The organism is Streptomyces sp. P9-A4, from assembly GCF_036634195.1.
Classification (GTDB): Bacteria; Actinomycetota; Actinomycetes; order Streptomycetales; family Streptomycetaceae; genus Streptomyces.
On the sequence record NZ_JAZIFY010000001.1, the window covers coordinates 2,572,479 to 2,593,682 of the forward strand.

Genomic DNA, 21,204 nt, shown 5'->3' on the forward strand with positions numbered 1-21,204 from the left:
CGGGTTGGGGGGCCGTTGTGCGATGAAGTTAGGTTAGGCTAACCTTACTCAAGCCGACCGAGTCCGCTCCCGGAAGGGCCCCCACACATGCGTTCCCACCTGCTCAACGACACGACGGCGGAGAGCTACCGGCGCTCCGTCACCGAAGGAGTGGAGCGGGTGGCGAGGAAACTCGCCGCGACGCGCGGCCCGTTCACGGGCGTGACGCCCGCCGAACTCGCGCCCGTCATCGACGCCGTCGACCTCGACCTCCCGCTCGGCGACTCCTCCGCCGCCCTCGACGAGCTGGAGAGCGTCTACCTCCGCGACGCCGTCTACTTCCACCACCCCCGCTACCTCGGGCACCTCAACTGCCCCGTGGTCATCCCCGCCGTCCTCGGCGAGGCCGTCCTCTCGGCGGTCAACTCCTCGCTGGACACCTGGGACCAGAGTGCGGGCGGCACCCTCATCGAGCGCAGGCTCGTCGACTGGACCACCGGCCGTATCGGCCTCGGCCCGCTCGCCGACGGGGTGTTCACCAGCGGCGGCACCCAGTCCAACCTGCAGGCGCTGCTCCTCGCCCGCGAGGAGGCGACGGCGGGACGGACCGACCGGACCGGCCCCGCCGGGCTGGCCGGGCTCCGCGTCTTCTCCTCCGAGTGCAGCCACTTCAGCGTCCAGAAGTCGGCCACGCTCCTCGGTCTCGGCCAGGACGCCGTCATCTCCATCCCGGTCGACCGGGACAAGCGGATGCAGTCCGTCGTCCTCGCCGCCGAGCTGGAGGCCTGCCGCGCCGAGGGCCTGGTCCCGATGGCGATCGTCGCCACCGCCGGCACCACCGACTTCGGCTCGATCGACCCGCTGCCCGAGATCGCCGCCCTCGCCGAGGAGTACGGCGCCTGGATGCACGTGGACGCGGCCTACGGCTGCGGGCTGCTGGCCTCGCCGACCCGCCGCCACCTCCTGGACGGCATCGAGCGGGCCGACTCGGTCACCGTCGACTTCCACAAGTCCTTCTTCCAGCCGGTCAGTTCCTCCGCCCTGCTGGTCCGCGACGGCGCCACCCTGCGCCACGCGACGTACCACGCGGACTACCTCAACCCGCGCCGCACGGTCGCCGAGAAGATCCCCAACCAGGTCGACAAGTCCCTCCAGACCACCCGCCGCTTCGACGCGCTCAAGCTCTGGATGACGCTGCGCGTGATGGGCGCCGAAGGCGTCGGGCAGCTCTTCGACGAGGTCTGCGACCTGGCCGCCGAGGGCTTCGCGCTGCTCGCCGCCGACCCGCGCTACGACGTGGTGGTCGAGCCGCGGCTCTCCACCCTCGTCTACCGGTACGTCCCGGAGGCCGTCGTCTCCCCCGAGGAGATCGACCGGGCCAACCTCCACGCCCGCAAGGCCCTCTTCGCCTCGGGCGAGGCCGTCGTCGCCGGGACGACGGTCGACGGGCGCCAGTACCTCAAGTTCACCCTGCTCAACCCCGAGACCACCGCGGCCGACATCGCCGCCGTCCTCGATCTGATAGCCGGCCACGCCGAGCAGTACCTGGGAGAGAACCTTGTCCACGCCTGAGACGGCTCAGACCCTCGATTTCATCGGCATCGGGCTCGGTCCGTTCAACCTCGGACTCGCCTGCCTGACCGAGCCGGTCGACGAGCTGAACGGCCTGTTCCTGGAGTCGAAGCCGGACTTCGAGTGGCACTCGGGGATGTTCCTCGAAGGCGCCCACCTCCAGACCCCGTTCATGTCGGACCTGGTCACGATGGCCGACCCGACCTCGCCGTACTCCTTTCTCAACTACCTGAAGGAGAAGGGCCGGCTGTACTCGTTCTACATCCGCGAGAACTTCTACCCGCTGCGGACCGAGTACGACGACTACTGCCGCTGGGCCGCCGGGCAACTCTCCTCGGTCCGCTTCTCGACGACGGTCACGACCGTGGACTTCGACGAGACCGACGAGGTGTACATCGTCTCCACCGACTCCGGCGAGACGTTCCGCTCCCGTCGTCTGGTCCTCGGCACCGGCACCCCCGCGTACGTCCCCGAGACCTGCCGGGACCTCGGCGGCGACCTGATCCACAACTCGCGCTACCTCCCCAACAAGGAGCAGCTGCAGAGGAAGAGGTCGATCACCCTGGTCGGCAGCGGCCAGAGCGCCGCCGAGATCTACTACGACCTCCTGAGCGAGATCGACGTCCACGGCTACCGGCTGAACTGGGTCACCCGCTCCCCGCGCTTCTTCCCCCTCGAATACACCAAGCTCACCCTGGAGATGACCTCCCCGGAGTACGTGGACTACTTCCACGCGCTGCCCGAGCGGACCCGCTACCGCCTGGAGACGGAGCAGAAGGGCCTCTTCAAGGGCATCGACGGCGAGCTGATCGACGCGATCTTCGACCTGCTCTACCAGAAGAACCTCAACGGCCCGGTCCCCACCCGGCTGCTCACCAACTCGGCGCTGCGCACGGCCGCGTACGACGCCACGGCGGACACGTACAGCCTCGGCTTCCGCCAGGAGGAACAGGAGAAGGACTTCACCCTGGAGACCGAGGGCCTGATCCTCGCCACCGGGTACAAGTACGCCGTCCCCGCCTTCCTGGAGCCGGTCCGCGACCGCCTCAACTGGGACGGACAGGGCCGCTTCGACGTGGCCCGCAACTACGCGATCGACACGACCGGCAGCGGGGTCTTCCTGCAGAACGCCGGGGTGCACACGCACTCGGTCACCTCGCCCGACCTCGGCATGGGGGCGTACCGCAACGCTTACATCATCGGAGCGATGCTGGGCCGCGAGTACTACCCCGTCGAGAAGACCATCGCCTTCCAGGAGTTCGCGGCATGACCGTATCGATACGCCCCTTCGACCCGTCGAAGGACGCCGGGCTGATCCACCCCTGGGTCACCCACCCGAAAGCCGCCTTCTGGATGATGCGGGACGCGACGCTCCAGGACGTCGAGCGCGAGTACGCGGCGATCACCGCCCACCCGCACCACGACGCCTTCATCGGCCTCGTCGACGGCGAACCGGCGTTCCTGATGGAGCGCTACGACCCCGCGGAGCTGGAGCTGGTCGGGCTGTACGAGCCCCGGCCGGGCGACGTCGGCATGCACTTCCTCGTCGCCCCCACGGACACGCCCGTGCACGGCTTCACCCGGACGGTGATCACCGCCGTGATGAAGGAGCTGTTCGCCGACCCGGCGACCGCGCGCGTGGTCGTCGAGCCGGACGTGGGCAACAAGGCGGTCCACGCGCTGAACGAGGCGGTGGGCTTCGTACCGGAGCGGGAGATCCGGAAGCCGGAGAAGACGGCGCTGCTGAGCTTCTGCACGAGGGCGCAGTTCGAGACGGCAGTGGGAGCGACCGCGTGAGCACCGTGAACCTCGCGTCCCCCGGGGCCGCGACCTCCTCCGCACCGGCCCCCGCGCCCGCGAACCCCGTCGCCCACCTCACCCCCGAGCGCTGGGCCGACGCCAACCGCGCCCTGATCCGCAAGGGCCTCGCGGAGTTCGCCCACGAGCGGCTGCTGCACCCGAGGGAGCTGGGCGAGAGCCGCTACGCGGTGCTCAGTGACGACGGCACGACCGAGTACCGCTTCACGGCGGACCGGTTCGCCCTCGACCACTGGCAGGTCTACCCGGACTCGATCAGCCGCCATCGCGGGGACGAGCAACTCCCGCTCGACACACTGGAGTTCGTCATCGAACTCCGCGGCTCGCTCGGCCTGAGCGACGAGGTCCTCCCGGTCTACCTGGAGGAGATCTCCTCCACCCTCGCCGGTACGGCCTACAAGTCGACGAAACCGCCCGTCACCTCCGCCGAGCTGGCCCGCGCCGGCTTCCAGGCGATCGAGACGGGGATGACGGAGGGGCACCCCTGCTTCGTCGCCAACAACGGCCGGCTCGGCTTCGGTGTGGACGAGTTCCGGGCGTACGCCCCCGAGGCCGCGAGCGAGATCCGGCTGATCTGGCTGGCCGCGCGCCGGGACCGGGCGACGTTCACGGCGGGCGCGGACATCGAGTACGACTCCTTCGTCCGCGCGGAGCTGGGCGAGGCGACGGTGGACGGCTTCGCGGCGGCGCTGAGCGCCCGGGGCCTGGACCCGGCGGAGTACCTCCTGATGCCCTGCCACCCCTGGCAGTGGTGGAACAAGCTGTCCGTGACCTTCGCGGCGGAGGTGGCGCGGGAGCGTCTGGTGTACCTGGGCGAGGGCGACGACGCGTATCTGGCGCAGCAGTCGATCCGTACCTTCTTCAACACCTCGGACCCGTCGAAGCACTACGTGAAGACGGCCCTCTCGGTGCTCAACATGGGCTTCATGCGGGGGCTTTCGGCCGCGTACATGGAGGCCACGCCGGCGATCAACGACTGGCTGACCGGTCTGATCGCCTCCGACGGGGTGTTCGCGGCGGCCCGCTTCTCGATCATCCGCGAGCGGGCGGCGGTGGGCTACCGGCACCTGGAGTACGAGGCGGCGACCGACCGCTACTCGCCGTACCGCAAGATGCTGGCGGCGCTCTGGCGCGAGTCGCCGGTGCCGACCCTCGCCGAGGGCGAGCGGCTGGCGACGATGGCCTCTCTGCTCCATGTGGACCACGCGGGCGCGTCGTTCGCGGGGGCGCTGATCAAGGAGTCGGGGCAGGCGCCGACGGCGTGGCTCCGCCGGTACCTGGACGCGTACCTGCTGCCTGTGCTGCACAGCTTCTACGCGTACGACCTGGCGTTCATGCCGCACGGCGAGAACGTGATCCTGGTCCTGGACGAGCGCGGGGCGGTGGTGCGGGCGATCTTCAAGGACATCGCGGAGGAGATCGTCGTCATGGACCCGACGGCGGTCCTGCCTCCGGCGGTGGAGCGCGTGCGCGCCGATGTCCCGGAGGACATGAAGCTCCTGTCGGTCTTCACGGACGTCTTCGACTGCTTCTTCCGCTTCCTGGCGGCGACGCTGGCGACGGAGGGCGTCCTGCACGAGGACGATTTCTGGCGGACGGTCGCGGAGTGCGTACGCGGCTACGAGCGGTCGAAGCCGGAACTGGCGGACCGGTTCGCCCAGTACGACATGTTCGCGGAGACCTTCGCCCTGTCGGCCCTGAACCGCCTCCAGCTCCGCGACAACAAGCAGATGGTGGACCTGGCGGACCCGTCGGCGGCCCTCCAACTGGTGGGCGACCTGGTCAACCCGATAGCCCGCTTCGCCTGACACCTCCCCCGGAACCGATGCGAGCCCCGCCGGAGTACGGTCCTCCGCCGGGGCTCGCATCTGCCTTCTGGAGGGTCCCCATACCCCGATCGGGTAGTGGCTGGTGGCGATGGCCCAGCAGGAGGGCATGAGTCCGGCTACCCATGAGTATCCGCCGCGGGATCCCGGGCCCGGCGGCGGGGCCGGGCCCCGCGGAACGGACCGCTCCGGGTGGAGCTCCCCTTCCTTCCCCTTGAGAGCCCGCAGCCGGGAGGAAGGGGCGTACCCCAGGGCCGTTCGAGGTCACCGGCTGACGACGAGAGCCATGGCGAGAGCACCGACGAAGCTCACGGCCGTGACGGCCACGGCTTGGAGCCTCATCGGGGGGCCGTCCGTGACCAGGGCGACGTACTCGACCGTCACGGCGAAGGTGTCGTGCCCGATCGCGACGGCATGCGCCAGGCATTCGACGTTCACGCCCGGGGGCGCGGGCGTCGGCTGCGTCTCCCAGGTGCACCCGCCGTCCAGGCAGTAGGCCGTCGCGACGACCTCCCCCTGCGGGTGCGGGCCGATCCGGCGCGTGACGGGTACGTCCACCGGTGCCGCCGTCACGGCGCCTCGATCCGCATCTTCGGCGGGTCGTGCGGGTGGTTCCGGATCTCCACGACGCAGTCCACGGCGGCGGATTCGTCGTGCTGCGGCCCGGTGCCCATGTAGAGGTCGAACCACCGCACCAGATGCGCGCACGGCGTGCAGTCCGGAGCCGGCTCGGGGCGGGGGCGTAGCCCGTGGTCGGCGGACAGGACGAGCGTCGCGGGTACGGGGGTGGTGAGGACCCGGATGGTCGACCACTCGCCCTCGGTGGGCGCGCGCAGGTCCTCGGGCGACGCGGCCCACTCGGCGCCACCGCCCGGGGGACGCAGGTAGACGCACCCGACCTGGCTGCGCGACACCCTGCCGAGCCGGGTCGTTCCGTTGCCGACATCGGCCACGAAGGCGCCGGCGGCGGGTTGACTGTGCACGGGCACGGACACTCCTCTCCGTAGTGGATTCACTACCAAGGGTGCCCAGAGTGTCCTAGAGTCTGGAACCCTTCAACTAATCGGATGCGAAGGATGAGTTGTGGCGAACCGCAAGGAGTTACGACCGAATTCCAGCCCGCAGGCGGCCTATGGGGCTCATCTGCGCAGGCTGCGGGAGGAGCGGGGCTGGACCCAGGAGGACCTGGCGGGCCCCATGGGCTGTACCAGCCAGCACATCTCCGCCGTGGAAACCTGTCGCAAACCGCCGACCCTCCCGTTCTCGCGCAAGGCCGACCAGGTCTTCGGCCTCGCCGGAACCAGCGACTCACTCGAACGCGAGTGGCGGGAACTGAGACACGGTGTGCTGCTGGAGGGTTTCCCGGAGTACGTCGGATACGAGGGGCGTGCCGTCGAGATCCGTTCGTTCCATCTCGGGATCATCCCCGGGCTGCTACAGACCCGGGAGTACGCACGGGCGTTGACGTACGGCGACGTACGGCGCGGCTCCATCACCCCCGAACAGGCAGAGGAGCACCTCGCGTTCCTGGCCGACCGGCAGGCGAAGTTGGCGCGAGACCGGCCTCCCATGGTGTTCGTGGTGATGGACGAAAGCTGCATCCGCCGCCCGATCGGGGGCCCCGGCGTCATGGACGCCCAACTGCAACGGTTGGTCGAGTTCTCCGAGCTGCCGAACACCGTGGTCCAGGTGGCACCCTTCGACATAGGCGAGCGCCGCTCGTTCAACCTGCCGGTCAACTTGCTCACGCTGACGGACCGGTCCCTGGTCGCGTACGCCGAGACTCACGCGCAGGGTCACGTAGAGCGCGAAAGCACCGCCGTCCTGGCCTTGCTGACGGGCTACCATCAACTACAGGCCGCGTCGCTCAGCCAATCTGAATCCGTGGTCGTGATCAATGAGGCACGAAAGGGCACGCCGTGACGACCGAGTTCCCCCGCTGGTTCACGTCCTCCTACAGCACCACCGGCGGTGAGTGCGTCGAGGTCGCCACCAACCTGGTCGGCTCCCTCGGCTCGGTCCCTGTCCGTGACTCCAAGCGCCCCACCGGCCCGGTGCTCGACGTCGCCGCCGCCGCCTTCACGGCCTTCGTCACCGGCGTCAAGGGCAGCGCGTTCGGGAACGTCTGACCCGCGCACGTACGCGGAACGCCCGGCCGGGTCTCCCCGGCCGGGCGTTTCCCGTCTACGTACCGGCTCCTACTCCGCCGGCCAGGGCACCTCCGGTGAGCGGTACCAGTCGATGCCCAGGGCCCGGAAGCGGGGGGCCTGTTCCGCCAGGCGTTGCTTGTAGGTGTCCCAGTCGTGGGTGGACGCCGGGGACCAGCCCAGTTCCGCCACCCCCGGCAGGCGCGGGAAGGCCATCACGTCGAGGTCGTCCGTCGTGGCCAGGGTTTCCGTCCACAGGGGGGCCTCGACGCCTCGGACGGCGTCCTCCGGGGCTCCCGGCAGGTACGTCGCCGGGTTCCAGTCGTAGGACTTGCGGACCTCCACATAGCCGGCCCAGGCCAGGCCCAGGCGGGTGTCCTTCGTGTACTTCATGTCGAGGTACGTGCGGTCCGCGGGCGACAGGATCAGCCCGGCGCCGTTCCGGGCGGCGGCGGCGACCCGCTCCTTCTCCGCGGCGGGGGTGCGGTCGAGGCCCCAGTACTGGACGAGGGCGCCGGGCGCGGGCGTCGTGCCGGTCAGCTGGTGCCAGCCGACGACCTTCTTGCCGTACTTGGCGACGACCGGCTGCACCTTGTCCATGAAGGTCACGTAGTCCGCGTGGCTGGTGGAGTGCGCCTCGTCCCCGCCGATGTGGAGGTACCGGCCGGGGGTCAGCGCGGCGATCTCGCGGATCACGTCGTCGACGAAGTCGTACGTGACGGGCTTCGGCGCGCAGAGCGAGCTGAGGCCGACCTTGATGCCGGTGTAGAGCGGCGGGGCGACGCCGTCGCAGTTGAGTTCGGCGTAGGAGGCGAGGGCCGCGAAGGTGTGGCCCGGCATGTCGATCTCGGGGATGACCTCCTGGTAGCGGGAGGCCGCGTACCGGACGATCTCCTTGTACTGCTCCTTGGTGTAGTACCCGCCGGGGAGGCCGCCGACCTCGGTGGAGCCGCCGTAGGTGGCGAGGCGGGGCCAGGAGTCGACGGCGATGCGCCAGCCCTGGTCGTCGGAGAGGTGCAGATGGAGGGTGTTGACCTTGTAGAGGGCGAGCTGGTCGATGTACCGCTTCACCTCGTCGACGGTGAAGAAGTGGCGGGCGACGTCGAGCATGGCGCCCCGGTAGCCGTAGCGCGGGGTGTCGGTGATGGTGCCGCCGGCGATCTTCCAGGGCCCGGTCTGGACGCTGCGGCGCTCGACGGCGGCGGGGAGCTGCTGGCGCAGGGTCTGGACGCCGCGGAAGAGACCCGCGGGGGCGTGGGCCGTGAGGGTGAGGCCGTCGGGCGCGGAGTGCAGCCGGTAGCCCTCGTCGCCGAGCGCGGTGTCGTCGGGGTCGAGGCGGAGGCGGATGCCGCCTCGGGCCCCGGCCGCGTCGACGACGGGCAGCGGGAAGCCGGTGGCGGGACGGAGGAGTCCGGCGAGGTAGCGGCCCACGTCCCGCGACTCGGGGGAGGCCCCGTCGACGCCGATGCGGGTGGCGCGGGTCAGGGTGTAGGGCTCGCCCTCGGGGGTGACGGACGCGGGTACGGGCACGATGCGGCCGAGCGGGCGGACCTCGGGCTCGGCGGCGGCGCCGCCGTTCCTGCCGTCCGTCCGGCTGTCGGCGACGGCCTCCCCGCAGCCGACCCCGGCGGCGGCGACCAGGAGCAGTGATCCGATCAGGCGCGGAATCCTTCGGCGCTGTCTCACAGGCTGGGTCCCTTTCGATCGGTTGGGCGCGTCTGTCGACTTGTATATCCGAACCGTCACCATCCGTACCGCTGAGACTCCGAACGGTCAAGGTCTGGACCAAGCCACACCCGAAAGCCCTGGATCATGACACCCCTGCCCGATATCGGGCAGGATTCTTGCGGAAGGCGGGGTGGACCCCTCAGTATTCACGGGTGCTCGAACGCCGACCGTCGCACGACGACCTCATCGACCACCTGGTCCGCAGCACCGCGCTCCAGCGCGGTGAGGCCGCCCGGGTGATCCTCGACGTGCTGGCGTACTTCGACGAGTCGACCGAGGACTTCGTCCGCCGCCGCCACCGCGAGCTGCAGTCCGGCGGGGCGGTGAACGCCGAGATCTTCGAACGGATCGCGACGGAACTGCCGCACCGGGCGGTGGCACCACCGGAGCTCTCGCTCCGGCAGTTGCGCCGCATCGTCTACGGCTGAGGCACGGGCACACTCACCAACCTGGAGGGGTTTCACCTTTATGTGCGGAATTGTCGGTTACATCGGAAAGCGCGACGTCGCCCCCCTGCTCCTTGAGGGCCTGGCGCGTCTGGAGTACCGCGGATACGACTCCGCCGGCATGGTCGTCACCAGCCCGAAGGCCTCCGGCCTGAAGATGGTCAAGGCCAAGGGCCGGGTCCGTGACCTGGAGGCCAAGGTCCCCAAGCGCTTCACCGGTACCACCGGCATCGCCCACACCCGCTGGGCCACCCACGGCGCGCCGAGCGACGTGAACTCGCACCCGCACCTGGACCCCGAGAACAAGGTCGCCGTCGTCCACAACGGCATCGTCGACAACGCCCAGGAGCTCCGCGCCAAGCTGGAGGCCGACGGCGTCGTCTTCGCCTCCGAGACGGACACCGAGGTCATCACCCACCTCATCGCCCGCTCCCAGGCCGACACTCTGGAAGAGAAGGTCCGCGAGGCGCTCAAGGTCATCGAGGGCACCTACGGCATCGCCGTGATGCACGCCGACTTCAACGACCGCATCGTCGTGGCCCGCAACGGCTCCCCGGTCATCCTCGGCATCGGCGAGAAGGAGATGCTCGTCGCCTCCGACGTCGCCGCGCTGATCGCCCACACCCGCCAGGTCGTCACCCTCGACGACGGCGAGATGGCCACCCTCAAGGCCGACGACTTCCGTACGTACACGACCTCGGGCGCGTCCACCACCGCCACCCCGGAGACCGTGGAGTGGGAGGCCGCCTCGTACGACATGGGCGGTCACGACACGTTCATGCACAAGGAGATCTCCGAGCAGCCCGACGCGGTCGACCGCGTGCTGCGCGGCCGGATCGACGACCGCTTCTCCACCGTGCACCTGGGCGGCCTGAACCTGGACCCGCGCGAGGCCCGCACCATCCGCCGGATCAAGATCCTCGGCTGCGGCACCTCGTACCACGCCGGTCTGATCGGCGCCGGGCTCATCGAGTCGATGGCCCGCATCCCCGCCGACGCCGAGCCGGCCTCGGAGTTCCGCTACCGCAACCCGGTCGTGGACCCCGACACCCTCTACATCGCCGTCTCCCAGTCCGGTGAGACCTACGACGTGCTCGCCGCCGTCCAGGAGCTCAAGCGGAAGGGCGCCCGCGTCCTCGGCGTCGTCAACGTCGTCGGCTCCGCCATCGCCCGCGAGGCCGACGGTGGCGTGTACGTCCACGCCGGCCCCGAGGTCTGCGTCGTCTCCACCAAGTGCTTCACCAACACGGTCACCGCCTTCGCGCTGCTCGCCCTGCACCTGGGCCGGATCCGCGACCTGTCCGTCACCGACGGCAAGCGGATCATCGAGGGCCTGCGCAAGCTGCCCGCGCAGATCCAGGAGATCCTGGAGTCCGAGGACGAGATCAAGAAGATCGCGGCGGAGTACGCGGGCGCCCAGTCGATGATGTTCATCGGCCGTGTCCGTGGCTACCCGGTCGCCCTGGAGGCCTCCCTCAAGCTGAAGGAGATCTCCTACATCCACGCCGAGGCCTACCCGGCCTCCGAGCTGAAGCACGGCCCGCTCGCCCTCATCGAGCCGGCGCTGCCGACGGTCGCGATCGTCCCCGACGACGACCTCCTCGAGAAGAACCGTGCCGCCCTGGAGGAGATCAAGGCCCGCAGCGGCCGCATCCTCGCGGTCGCGCACCAGGAGCAGGCCAAGGCCGACCACACCATCATCGTGCCGAAGAACGAGGACGAGCTGGACCCGATCCTGATGGGCATCCCGCTCCAGCTCCTCGCCTACCACACGGCGCTCGCCATGGGCCGCGACATCGACAAGCCGCGCAACCTGGCCAAGTCCGTCACGGTCGAGTAGCACCCGGGCGGGCCTGTCCCCCCGCCCCCCGCGCGCCGGGCCTGTCCCCCGGCGTTCGACCGGACACGAAAGCGGTCCCCCGTGCATCCCAGGTGCACGGGGGGCCGCTTTCTTTGGGGCTCGGTTCGCCTGTCCCGTACGGTCAGCTCGCTGCCGGGGCCCCTCGGCCCGCGCGGGCCAGGGAGGTCGGCCAGCCCGCGACCGCTGCCGTGGCGCCGTACCAGGCGACGAGACCGGCGGCGGCGGCCACCCAGCCGCCCGCCTTCCCGAGCCCGCCGTTGTCGGCGAGCGCCCCGATGCCGAGCAGCAGGAGCGCCACGAACAGCAGCCCGTACACGCCCTGGCCGAACAGTCCGCCGCCCGATGCGGCCAGCGTCAGCGTGAGCGCCAGCAGCGCCCACAGGAGCAGGAAGACGCCGATGGCGTCGGCCGAGGCGCCGCCGCCGGCGGCGGTCCCCCAGGTGAACCAGAAGGCGCCGAGCGCCGCGAACGCCGTGCCCTCCCCCTTGTCGCCCGCGCGCAGGGCGAGCAGGCCGACGAGGAAGAGCGTCACCCCGCCGACCCAGGTGGCGAGGCCCGCGGCGTCCGTCGCCGCGACGTTGTCGATGACACCCGTACCACCCAGGCCGAAGGCCAGCAGGGTGAGTCCGAGTGCCAGGTGTCCGAGAGTGGAAGTGGTGTTTCCCGCGGCGACTTCGTTGTCCACGGCGGGCTCCCTTCAGATGCGCAGGTGTACTGCGTGAGCTGCTGTGTTCCGGTGACCTTTATGTACCCTTCACAAGCGCACAATTCACCTGAGGAAGTCCGAAATTATGGCCGGAGAACGGCAGTTGACCCTGGTGCCTGACGGGTCATGAGGGGCGGAAGGAGTCCCCGTACCCGTTACGGGATGACGATCACGGGCCGCTGCGCGCGGCGCGCGAGGCGCCCGGCCACGGAGCCGAAGATCCGGCCGACGATCCCGTGCGTGGAGCCGACCACGATCGCGTCGGCCGAGTACTCCCGGCCGACCTCCTGCAGCTCGTGACAGATGTCCCCGCCGCGCTCGACCAGGATCCAGGGCACCTCCGACAGGTGCTCCGCGCAGGCCAGTTCGAGGCCGAGGACCTCGGTTCGGTGGTCGGGCACGTCGACGAAGACGGGGGGCTCGCAGCCGGCCCACACCGTGGTGGGCAGCCGGTTGGCCACATGCACGATGATCAGGCCCGAGCCGGAGCGCCTGGCCATGCCGATGGCGTACGCGAGGGCTCGCTCACTGGACGTGGAGCCGTCGAAGCCGACGACCACCCCGTGCCGGAAGGCCGGGTCGCAGGCATGACGTGGCTGTTCTACCGCGAGGGGGTCGACCGTGGAATCGGCGACGCGCTTGCGGTCCGCGGGTTCGGGGAATTCGTGACCGGCCATCGGTGTCTCGGCGAAGAAGGTCCTCGTGGGAAGGGACGGGGAAAGAAGGGGACGAACGACGGGTGGCGGCGGAGCTGTGTCCGGGAATCATCTTCCCAAGCCCATACCCCCAAGGGTACGGCGCCACTCCTCTCCTGCCCAGAGCCTGCCGTGCCACTCCTGGCGTGCCCGCCGCTCACGCGCGGCGTTCCAGGGAGCATGCCCGAGGGGTTCGGGATCTGGCAATGGCGGATGTGCCCTACAGGCGTCCGTACGGGGGCCAAACGGACGTCGCCGAGAGTGACCGTAACGTTCCGCTCCTCGTTGCCACAGGTCCAGCCCACCGTCGCAGGGAGACCGCCCGTGCCCGCACCATCGACCGCCGCCGGCCAGACCTCCACCGCCCCCGCCCCCCTTCTCTCCGGGCCGCACGGGCTCCGCCGCACCCCCACCACCACATGGGCCGCTCCCGGGGACCCGGACGCGGGAGCGGCACCGGGACCGGTGGGCGCGACGCCGGGACCGATGGGCACCGCACCGGGACCGATGGGTGCGGGCCCCGGGTCGCGTACGGGTCCCGGGTCCGGCGCGGGGACGGCGGGCGCGGGCGACCAGGCCGGTGACGTCGTCCGCTGGGCGGTCTTCTGCTGTGCGCTCGTCCCGGTGGTCCTCGTCGTCTACGGCGCCTCGCTCGCCGGGGCCGCCGGGACCGCGTTCGGACTCGTCTCGGTGACGGCCGCGTGCTGGGCCCTGCTGCGCCGCTCGGAGCGCGGGCTGCGGGCCGAGGTCCCGCACGGCAGGCGCCGCGCCTGAGCGGCCCCGGTGGACGGGGAGCGGGGTGAACGGGGGGGCAAACCGGTCCGAAAAGGAGCCCCCCACCGGGCCCGCCCCTCCTGGAGTTGACAGGTTCGTACACCCGAACCCATATGTTTTCGGCCAACTTCCATCCGTCGGCGAGTCCTTGGCAAAACGATTGCCCAACCCTGGTGCCGGCACCCGAGAATGCCCCGCTCCAGGGGCTCGCACCCCCCGCTTACGGGGGTGTTCGCCGTACCGGACCCTCCCCCGGCGACCTCCGGACGGAAGACTTCGCGATCGATCGCTTCACGCCAAGTGGCCTTGTCGACAATCCACCGGACGGAGAACTTGTCACGCCGGCGGCACGGGACGCAGTAGATTCGATCATGGGTACCGAAGACTGGGGTCTCGTGCAAAACCGAGGGGAAACGTGCAGGAGCGACACGACCAGGGAGACGCGAACACCGAGGGGGGCTTAGCGTCATGAGCCAGGACTCCGCCGTACCGGAGGCCGCACGGAAGCTGACCGGACGCCGCCGTCGCGAAGTCGTCGCGGTGCTGCTGTTCAGCGGCGGCCCCATCTTCGAGAGCTCCATCCCGCTCTCCGTGTTCGGCATCGACCGGCAGGACGCCGGGGTGCCACGCTACCGACTGCTCGTCTGCGCGGGCGAGGACGGCCCGCTGCGGACCACCGGTGGACTCGAACTGACCGCGCCCTACGGCCTGGAGGCCATCAGCCGCGCGGGCACCGTCGTCGTACCGGCCTGGCGGTCGATCACCTCGCCGCCGCCGCCGGAGGCGCTCGAAGCGCTGCGCCGCGCCCACGAGGAGGGCGCCAGGATCGTCGGCCTGTGCACGGGGGCGTTCGTCCTCGCCGCGGCCGGCCTCCTCGACGGCCGGCCGGCGACGACCCACTGGATGTACGCGCCGACGCTCGCCAAGCGCTACCCGTCGGTCCATGTGGACCCCCGGGAGCTCTTCGTCGACGACGGGGACGTACTGACCTCCGCCGGCACCGCGGCCGGAATCGATCTGTGTCTGCACATCGTGCGGACCGACCACGGCACCGAGGCGGCGGGCGCGCTGGCGCGCAGACTCGTCGTCCCGCCGCGGCGCAGCGGCGGTCAGGAGCGCTACCTCGACAGGTCTTTACCTGAGGAGATCGGCGCCGACCCGCTGGCCGAGGTCGTCGCCTGGGCGCTGGAGCACCTCCACGAGCAGTTCGACGTGGAGACGCTGGCCGCCCGCGCCTACATGTCCCGGCGGACCTTCGACCGCCGGTTCCGCTCGCTGACCGGTTCGGCCCCGCTCCAGTGGCTGATCACCCAGCGGGTGCTGCAGGCGCAGCGGCTCCTGGAGACCTCCGACTACTCGGTCGACGAGGTCGCGGGCCGGTGCGGTTTCCGCTCCCCGGTGGCACTTCGCGGCCACTTCCGGCGCCAGCTCGGCTCCTCGCCGGCCGCCTACCGGGCGGCGTACCGGGCCCGTCGGCCGCAGGGCGAGACCGCCACGGCGGTGCTCGACCCGGTCGTGCCCGCGCAGCTCTCGGCGGGTGTCCGGCGACCCGGGTCGCCGCTCGAGCCGGGGAAGCCGCAGTCCGACGCCTACGTTCCGGGGCGCGCGTCGCTCCCGGGCCAGCGCAGCGCGCCGTAGGGGGACCGGCCGACAGGCCCCCCGCGGAAGGACCGGCGTGGCCACAAGCCGCGCACCGCAGGACCGACGGGCGCCCGGGGACACCTCCCCGGGCGCCCGTCGGCGCGCCCGGACAAGAAGAAGACCCGCTGGGCCCGGCCGGCCCTTCGCGCCGGATCGCGCCGGGCCGTTCGAGCCTTCGTGCCGGGCGGTCCGGACCCGGCGGGAATGGTCGGGCAGGCCCTAAGGTAGGACGCATGAACGATCGCATGGTGTGGATCGACTGCGAGATGACCGGGCTCTCGCTGACGGACGACGCACTCATCGAGGTGGCCGCACTGGTCACCGACTCGGAACTGAACGTGCTCGGCGACGGAGTGGACATCGTGATCCGCCCGCCGGACAGGGCCCTGGAGACCATGCCCGAGATCGTGCGCCAGATGCACACGTCCTCGGGGCTGCTCGACGCGCTCGCCGGCGGCACCACGCTCGCCGACGCGGAGGCCCAGGTCCTCGCGTACATCCGCGAGCACGTCAAGGAACCCGGCAAGGCGCCCCTGTGCGGGAACTCGGTCTCCACGGACCGCGGCTTCCTCGCCCGGGACATGCCCGCCCTGGAGAGCCACCTGCACTACCGGATCGTCGATGTCTCCTCGGTCAAGGAGCTGGCCCGCCGCTGGTACCCGAGGGCGTACTTCAACAGTCCGGAGAAGAACGGCAACCACCGGGCCCTCGCCGACATCCGCGAATCCATCGCGGAGCTGCGCTACTACCGGGAGGCGGTCTTCGTCCCGCAGCCCGGACCGGACTCGGACACCGCGAAGAAGATCGCGGCCCGTCATGTCGTACCGGCCGAATGATCCCCGTTCCGGCCGCGTGAATCCCTTCGCATAGGGCCTGCTCGCGCCCCCGAAACAATGCGGGCGCGAGCACCCTCCAAGACCCTGTAGACTTCTTCTCGGCCGGTCAGGGAAACCTTCGGGGAAACCGCCGGGCATGGTGGGTATAGCTCAGCTGGCAGAGCACCTGGTTGTGGTCCAGGATGTCGCGGGTTCAAGTCCCGTTACTCACCCTCAGAGCGCAGGCCCCGGTTCGAAAGAACCGGGGCCTGCGTCGTTGTGCGCCGGGGCGAACGGCCCGCACCGGCCCCGTGACGCCCGGGCCGACGGCCCACATCGCCCCCCTTACGCGCCGGGCCGCCACCCTCACCCGCACATCCGTTTGCCCGCTCACCCGTTCGGGCGAGGTGTCGACCCCATCCCCCTGCCCCCGCCAGCGCCTCGACCTGCTCCTCGAAGGCGCCCAGATGAAGATCGCCGAGGACCCGAAGCGGGCCGGCTACTGCATCGAGCTGGACCTGCTCAAAGGGGTGCGCGCCCCGGCCGGTGGTAGGGGTCCGGCCGGGGCGCGCGGTGTGGGGGGACGGGGGAGGTCGTCGGGTGCGGGTGGGCGGGGGCGGTCGGCCGCGGGTGACGGGGGCGGTCACTTGTAGGCGGCGAAGGCCTTCGTGAAGGCCAGCGGCTGCTGGAGGACCGAGGAGCAGGTGGCGTCCGCGTAGTCGATCGCGCCGGCCGCGCACTGCTTGTCGCGGGTCGAGGACCACATGGAGAGCCAGCCGAGTTCTTTGGACTTCGCGAAGTCGGCGAGCTGGGTGGCGTCGTCGACCTTGAAGACCTCGCTCGCGACGTCGTTGACACCGATCATCGGGGTGACGGCGACGGCCTTCCAGGCAGCCGCGTCGGAGAGCCCGAGGACACCCTTGACCTGCGCCTGGGTCGCGGTCGCCGCCTGGATCGCGTACGTGCCCATGTCGGCGCTGTAGGCGGGCCCGTAGTCCATCGCCATGATGTTGACGGCGTCGGTACGGACCCCGTTCCGCTTCGCGTCGGCGAGCAGGTCCACGCCCGGCTGGGTCAGGCCCTCGGGCATCACCGGCAGGGTGAAGGAGACGTTCAGGCCGGGGTGGGACCTCTGGAGCTGGGCGATGGCCTGCGCGCGGCGGGTGTTGGCGGCAGTGTCCGGCAGCGCGGCGCCCTCGATGTCGAAGTCGACCTTGGTCAGCCCGTACTGGTCGATCACCTTGCCGTACGCGGCGGCCAGCGCCGAGGAGGACGAGCAGTTCAGGGCCAGCTCGTGGCCGGCGGCGCCGCCGAAGGAGACCCGGACGTCCCCGCCCTTGGCGCGCAGGGCGCCGATCTGGGCGGCGACCTTGTCGTTCGCCAGGTCGGTGACACCGCCCCACAGCGGGGCGCAGGAGCCGCCGGAGGTGACGAAGGCGAGGTTGAACTCCTTGACGCCGGTGGCGTCGGCGGTGGCGAGGAGGTCGTACGCCGGGTAGAGCGAGGTGTCGACGTAGGGGGCGAACTTCGCGGCGCCGACGGGGGTGCCGGTCGCGGTCGCCGTGGGGGTGGGGGTGGGCGCGGCCGTGGTGGGCGGGGCCGTGGTGGGGGCGGCCGTGGTGGGCGCGGGGGTGGGCGGCGCCGTCGTGGTCGGGGCGGTGGTGGGGGTGGGCTGCTCGGTGGGGCGGCCACTGGGGGTGGGGGCGGGGCCTCCGGCGGAGCAGGCGGCCTTGTTGATCAGGCAGCCGGTGGGGTCGCCGGCCGCTCCGGCGGCCGAGGTGACGAAACCGACGGTGACGGAGCCGCCGGGCGCCAGCTGCTTGTTCCAGCTCGCGGGCCGGACGGTGACATGGCGGCCGGAGACGGTGTGCTCGCCGTTCCAGAGGGAGCCGATGGCCGTGCCGGCCGGGAGGTCGAACTCCAGGGTCCAGTCGGACTGGGCGGCGGCGGTCTCGTTGGTGACGACGTACTGGCCGGTGTAGCCGCCGGTCCAGGAACTGGTCCTGGTGTACGCGGCGCCGACCGCCGCCGCCTGGGCCGTACCCGTGAGCGCGAACGCGGCGCCGCCGACGACCGCGGCGGCGACGACCGCACCCGCGATCTTCGTCCTGGTGCTCGCCCTGCGCCGGTGCGAACTGGTGCCCATCGGGTGCCTGCCTCTGTGCTGGGGTGTGGGGAGGGGGTGCGGGCAGCACGCTAGCGACCGGGAAGCGGACAGAACGGCGTCCGGGGACGCGGACGGGGATCCTTAGGCTCCGCTTAAGGAAGGCATCGGAGCCACGAAAGGTTGGGCGCGGGCAGGGCGGGCGGTTCGGCCGGGAGCGGCGAGAAGACGGGGGGCGGTTCGCCCCGCCGTCGGCGATGGAGCGGGGTACGGTTCCGTCGCCGTCGGCCGGGGAACGGCGGGCGGTTCAGCCGCCGTTGGCCCTTCGGGTGCCCGTGCCGCCGCGGCGGCGGGGCGGGCGGTGGCCCCGGCGGCCGGACGCGGCGCCCGTGCGGCGGCCGTCGAGGCCGATCCAGATCCGGACCTCCGTGCCGCCGAGCACCGAGTGGCCGATGCGGACGTCGCCGCCGGTGGCCTCCGCCATCCGCCGCACGATGTCGAGGCCGAGGCCCGTGGAGCCGTCCCGGGCGCCGCTGTTGCCGCGGGCCAGCGCGGCGGCGGGGTCGGCGATGCCGGGGCCCGCGTCGGAGACCAGCACGATGACGGCGTCGTCGCCGTTGTGGACGTCGATGGAGAAGGCCGTGCCCTCGGGGGTGTGCCGGAAGACGTTGCCGAGCAACGCGTCGAGCGCGGCGACGAGCTCGTGGCGGGCGACCGGGATGCGGACCGGGCGCTCGACGCCCGCGATCCGGACCCGGCGGCCCTCGTCCTCGGCGAGCGCCGACCAGAACTCCATGCGTTCGCGCACCACTTCGGCGGCGTCGGAGCCCGCGCCCGGCCCGGTCGCCTGGGTCTGCGGCTTCGCGTCCCGGGCCGTACGGATGATGGTGTCGACCTCGCGCTCCAGCTGCTCGACGGCGGCGCGGGTCTGGTCGGCGGCCGGTCCCGAGCCGAGCGAGGCGGCGTTGAGCCGGAGCACGGTGAGCGGGGTGCGGAGCCGGTGGGAGAGGTCGGCGGCCAGTTCCCGTTCGTTGGCGAGGAGTTGGACGACCTGGTCGGCCATGGAGTTGAACGCGACGGCGGCCGACTTGAGTTCGGGCGGGCCCTCCTCGGGGACCCGCGCGCCGAGCTTGCCCTCACCGAGGTCGTGGGCGGCGCCCGCGAGCCGCTGGGCGGGCTGGACCATCCGGACGCCGAGCCGGTCGGCGACGGCGAGGGAGCCGACGATCAGGGCGACGCCGACCCCGGCGAGGACCAGCCAGGCGGTGGCGACGCCGTTGGACACCTCGTTCTCGGGGACGAAGAGTTCGACGACGGCGACCTGGGCGCTGCTGAGGGCGGTGGGCTGGAGCAGCGCGTAGCCGCCGGGGACCTCCGCGATGGAGGCCCGGCCGAGCCTGCGGGTGGCGGCGAGCTCCTCCTCGCCGGCCCGCCGGGTGCCGATCGCGAGGGCCGTACCGCCGGGTTCGGCGGCGGGCACGTGGACGGCGAGCCGTCCGGCGGCGCCGTCCTCGGTGGTGGCGACGGCCTTCTCGAGTTCGTCGCGGTCGGTGGTGATGGCGAGGACGGGGGCGAGGCCCGCGGCCCGCCGTTCGGCGTTGGAGAACGCCCGGTCGCGGGCCATCTCCTTGACGACCAGCCCGAGGGGTACGGCGAAGGCGAAGACGACCATGGCGGTGACGGCGAGCGACACCTTGACGAGCGCCCATCTCACGGCTGCGGCTCCCGGGGCGGTTCCAGCTTCACGCCGACCCCGCGCAGGGTGTGCAGGTAGCGGGGACGGGCGGCCGTTTCACCCAGTTTCCGCCGCAGCCATGACAAATGTACGTCGATGGTCTGGTCGTCCCCGTACGACTGCTGCCACACCTCGGCGAGCAGTTCCTTGCGCGGGACGACGACACCGGGCCGCCCGGCGAGGAAGGCGAGCAGGTCGAACTCGCGCCGGGTGAGGTCCAGGGGCGCCCCGTCGAGCTCCGCCTGACGGCGCAGCGGGTCGACGGTGAGCCCGCCGACCCGGATCACCCGGGAGGGCGGCGCCTCCCCCGCGGCGGACCTCGCCCGGCGCAGCACCGCGGCCATCCGGGCCGTGAGATGGTCCACGGAGAAGGGCTTCACGAGGTAGTCGTCGGCCCCGGCGTGGAGGAGCCGTACGATCTCCGCCTCGTCGTCCCTGGCGGTCGCGATGATCACCGGGACGTCGGTGATTCCGCGCAGCATCTTGAGCGCCTCGGACCCGTCGAGATCCGGCAGACCGAGGTCCAGGATCACGACGTCGAAGCGGAAATGGGCGACCTCGCGCAGCGCCTCCAGAGCCGTGCCGACGCTCCGTACCGTGTGGGAGGCCTCGGACAGCTGGCGGATGAGGGCCGAGCGCACGAACTGGTCGTCCTCGACCACGAGCACACTTGCCATGGGCGGCACCGTACGCCATTCAGGGGAATCATCGGACGATGTCCACCCCCCGGCCCGGCCCTCCCGGGCGTGGTGCACTATGTCCCGGTGCGAAGAGGACTCGTTCACGCCCTGGCCTGGTCGCTCGCCACCGGCGCGGCGGTCACCCTGTCCTGGTGGGGAGTGCACACCGTGCTGTCCGGAACGGTCTACGACCCTCCGCGCGCGCTGCCCCTCCCCGCCGGCGCCGCCGACGTGGCGGAGACGGCCGGCGACGACCCGCGGTCCTCGTCGACGCGGCGGCCCGGGACCGGGACGCCCTCCCCGCCCGCCACCACCAGGGCCACGCCGAGCGCCGACCCCACGACCGCGCCCGCGACCCCTCCGGCGCCCCCCTCGCGGACGCCCAGGCCCACGACGAAAGCGCCCACCACCGCCCCGGCGGACTCCGGTTCGGATGTGAAGAGCTACACGGTCGACGGCGGCCGGGTCACCTTCGACATCGGGGACACCTCGGCCGAACTGGTCTCCGCGATCCCGGCCTCCGGCTGGCAGATGCAGGTGTGGAAGCAGTCCACCTGGATCCGGGTCACGTTCACCGCGGACGGCCGCGAGCTGTCCGTGTTCTGCGTCTGGCACGACACCGCGCCCCGGGTGGAGATCGAGGACCGAGCGGTCTGAGGCCCCGGGGCCCCGGCCGG

General features: G+C 71.4%; 20 protein-coding genes and 1 tRNA gene. 13 read left to right on the plus strand and 8 right to left on the minus strand.

What is annotated here, in order from left to right:
- Positions 1–87 precede the first annotated feature (87 nt).
- The 4 genes from V4Y03_RS11520 (at position 88) to V4Y03_RS11535 (ending at position 5,177) form a co-directional block, all read left to right on the plus strand.
- Positions 88–1,551 carry a pyridoxal phosphate-dependent decarboxylase family protein gene (locus V4Y03_RS11520; RefSeq protein WP_332434857.1) on the plus strand — a complete coding sequence of 488 codons (1,464 nt, stop codon included), beginning with the start codon at positions 88–90 and terminating at the stop codon, positions 1,549–1,551.
- The gene (locus tag V4Y03_RS11525; RefSeq protein ID WP_332434858.1) at positions 1,538–2,821 is read left to right on the plus strand and encodes a lysine N(6)-hydroxylase/L-ornithine N(5)-oxygenase family protein; all 1,284 of its coding nucleotides are present in this window, start codon (positions 1,538–1,540) and stop codon (positions 2,819–2,821) included. The genes V4Y03_RS11520 and V4Y03_RS11525 overlap by 14 nt, the downstream gene beginning before the upstream one ends.
- Positions 2,818–3,348, plus strand: a complete 531-nt coding sequence (locus V4Y03_RS11530) for a GNAT family N-acetyltransferase (protein ID WP_317873861.1) — start codon at positions 2,818–2,820, stop codon at positions 3,346–3,348. Before V4Y03_RS11525 ends, V4Y03_RS11530 begins: the two co-directional genes overlap by 4 nt.
- A 113-nt stretch (positions 3,349–3,461) precedes the next feature.
- Entirely contained in the window at positions 3,462–5,177 is a 1,716-nt protein-coding gene (locus V4Y03_RS11535) for an IucA/IucC family protein (protein ID WP_443079869.1), read from the plus strand.
- A 282-nt stretch (positions 5,178–5,459) separates the two neighbouring features.
- On the opposite strand, the gene V4Y03_RS11540 is transcribed toward V4Y03_RS11535, so the two are convergent.
- Together V4Y03_RS11540 and V4Y03_RS11545 are read right to left on the minus strand one after the other, a co-directional pair.
- Positions 5,460–5,768: a hypothetical protein gene (locus tag V4Y03_RS11540; RefSeq protein ID WP_332434859.1), complete on the minus strand. Its 309-nt coding sequence runs from the start codon at positions 5,766–5,768 to the stop codon at positions 5,460–5,462.
- Positions 5,765–6,178: a hypothetical protein gene (locus V4Y03_RS11545; RefSeq protein ID WP_317873864.1), complete on the minus strand. Its 414-nt coding sequence runs from the start codon at positions 6,176–6,178 to the stop codon at positions 5,765–5,767. The genes V4Y03_RS11540 and V4Y03_RS11545 overlap by 4 nt, the downstream gene beginning before the upstream one ends.
- 100 nt (positions 6,179–6,278) lie before the next feature.
- Here V4Y03_RS11545 and V4Y03_RS11550 point away from each other — a divergent pair, with 100 nt between their 5' ends.
- Together V4Y03_RS11550 and V4Y03_RS11555 are read left to right on the plus strand one after the other, a co-directional pair.
- Positions 6,279–7,118, plus strand: a complete 840-nt coding sequence (locus V4Y03_RS11550) for a helix-turn-helix domain-containing protein (protein WP_332434860.1) — start codon at positions 6,279–6,281, stop codon at positions 7,116–7,118.
- On the plus strand, positions 7,115–7,324 hold the full coding sequence (locus V4Y03_RS11555; protein WP_332434861.1) for a DUF397 domain-containing protein: 210 nt from the start codon (positions 7,115–7,117) through the stop codon (positions 7,322–7,324). The genes V4Y03_RS11550 and V4Y03_RS11555 overlap by 4 nt, the downstream gene beginning before the upstream one ends.
- A 69-nt stretch (positions 7,325–7,393) precedes the next feature.
- Here the strand turns inward: V4Y03_RS11555 and V4Y03_RS11560 are convergent, their stop codons facing one another.
- Positions 7,394–9,028, minus strand: a complete 1,635-nt coding sequence (locus V4Y03_RS11560; protein ID WP_332434862.1) for a beta-N-acetylhexosaminidase — start codon at positions 9,026–9,028, stop codon at positions 7,394–7,396.
- Positions 9,029–9,222: 194 nt separating this feature from the next.
- On the opposite strand from V4Y03_RS11560, the gene V4Y03_RS11565 reads away from it, so the two are divergent.
- Complete coding sequence (locus tag V4Y03_RS11565) at positions 9,223–9,498, plus strand: hypothetical protein (RefSeq protein WP_056558524.1); 276 nt, start codon at positions 9,223–9,225, stop codon at positions 9,496–9,498.
- A gap of 40 nt (positions 9,499–9,538) precedes the next feature.
- Entirely contained in the window at positions 9,539–11,356 is a 1,818-nt protein-coding gene (gene glmS / locus V4Y03_RS11570) for a glutamine--fructose-6-phosphate transaminase (isomerizing) (RefSeq protein WP_317873868.1), read from the plus strand.
- Positions 11,357–11,498: 142 nt separating this feature from the next.
- Here glmS and V4Y03_RS11575 read toward each other — a convergent pair whose 3' ends face one another.
- The gene (locus tag V4Y03_RS11575; protein ID WP_332434863.1) at positions 11,499–12,062 is read right to left on the minus strand and encodes a GPR1/FUN34/YaaH family transporter; all 564 of its coding nucleotides are present in this window, start codon (positions 12,060–12,062) and stop codon (positions 11,499–11,501) included.
- Between the two features lie 176 nt (positions 12,063–12,238).
- Positions 12,239–12,760, minus strand: coding sequence for a universal stress protein (locus V4Y03_RS11580; protein ID WP_317873870.1), 522 nt, complete (start codon positions 12,758–12,760; stop codon positions 12,239–12,241).
- A gap of 342 nt (positions 12,761–13,102) precedes the next feature.
- Here V4Y03_RS11580 and V4Y03_RS33890 point away from each other — a divergent pair, with 342 nt between their 5' ends.
- The 4 genes from V4Y03_RS33890 to V4Y03_RS11600 all read left to right on the plus strand — a co-directional run bounded on the left by V4Y03_RS33890 (position 13,103) and on the right by V4Y03_RS11600 (position 16,241).
- A complete protein-coding gene (locus V4Y03_RS33890) occupies positions 13,103–13,552 on the plus strand; it encodes a hypothetical protein (protein WP_443079772.1) in 450 nt (149 codons plus the stop codon).
- 468 nt (positions 13,553–14,020) lie between these two features.
- The gene (locus tag V4Y03_RS11590; protein ID WP_317873871.1) at positions 14,021–15,190 is read left to right on the plus strand and encodes a helix-turn-helix domain-containing protein; all 1,170 of its coding nucleotides are present in this window, start codon (positions 14,021–14,023) and stop codon (positions 15,188–15,190) included.
- 236 nt (positions 15,191–15,426) lie between these two features.
- Positions 15,427–16,029: an oligoribonuclease gene (gene orn, locus V4Y03_RS11595; RefSeq protein ID WP_317873872.1), complete on the plus strand. Its 603-nt coding sequence runs from the start codon at positions 15,427–15,429 to the stop codon at positions 16,027–16,029.
- A 139-nt stretch (positions 16,030–16,168) separates the two neighbouring features.
- Positions 16,169–16,241: transfer RNA gene (locus V4Y03_RS11600), tRNA-His, on the plus strand.
- A 410-nt stretch (positions 16,242–16,651) separates the two neighbouring features.
- On the opposite strand, the gene V4Y03_RS11605 is transcribed toward V4Y03_RS11600, so the two are convergent.
- The 3 genes from V4Y03_RS11605 to V4Y03_RS11615 form a co-directional block, all read right to left on the minus strand.
- Positions 16,652–18,154, minus strand: coding sequence for a glycoside hydrolase family 18 protein (locus V4Y03_RS11605; RefSeq protein ID WP_332434864.1), 1,503 nt, complete (start codon positions 18,152–18,154; stop codon positions 16,652–16,654).
- A 265-nt stretch (positions 18,155–18,419) separates the two neighbouring features.
- The gene (locus tag V4Y03_RS11610; RefSeq protein ID WP_332434865.1) at positions 18,420–19,826 is read right to left on the minus strand and encodes a sensor histidine kinase; all 1,407 of its coding nucleotides are present in this window, start codon (positions 19,824–19,826) and stop codon (positions 18,420–18,422) included.
- The gene (locus V4Y03_RS11615; protein WP_332434866.1) at positions 19,823–20,524 is read right to left on the minus strand and encodes a response regulator transcription factor; all 702 of its coding nucleotides are present in this window, start codon (positions 20,522–20,524) and stop codon (positions 19,823–19,825) included. Before V4Y03_RS11615 ends, V4Y03_RS11610 begins: the two co-directional genes overlap by 4 nt.
- 87 nt (positions 20,525–20,611) lie before the next feature.
- Between V4Y03_RS11615 and V4Y03_RS11620 the strand changes: the two genes are divergently transcribed.
- The gene (locus V4Y03_RS11620; RefSeq protein ID WP_317878591.1) at positions 20,612–21,184 is read left to right on the plus strand and encodes a hypothetical protein; all 573 of its coding nucleotides are present in this window, start codon (positions 20,612–20,614) and stop codon (positions 21,182–21,184) included.
- Positions 21,185–21,204 lie beyond the last annotated feature (20 nt).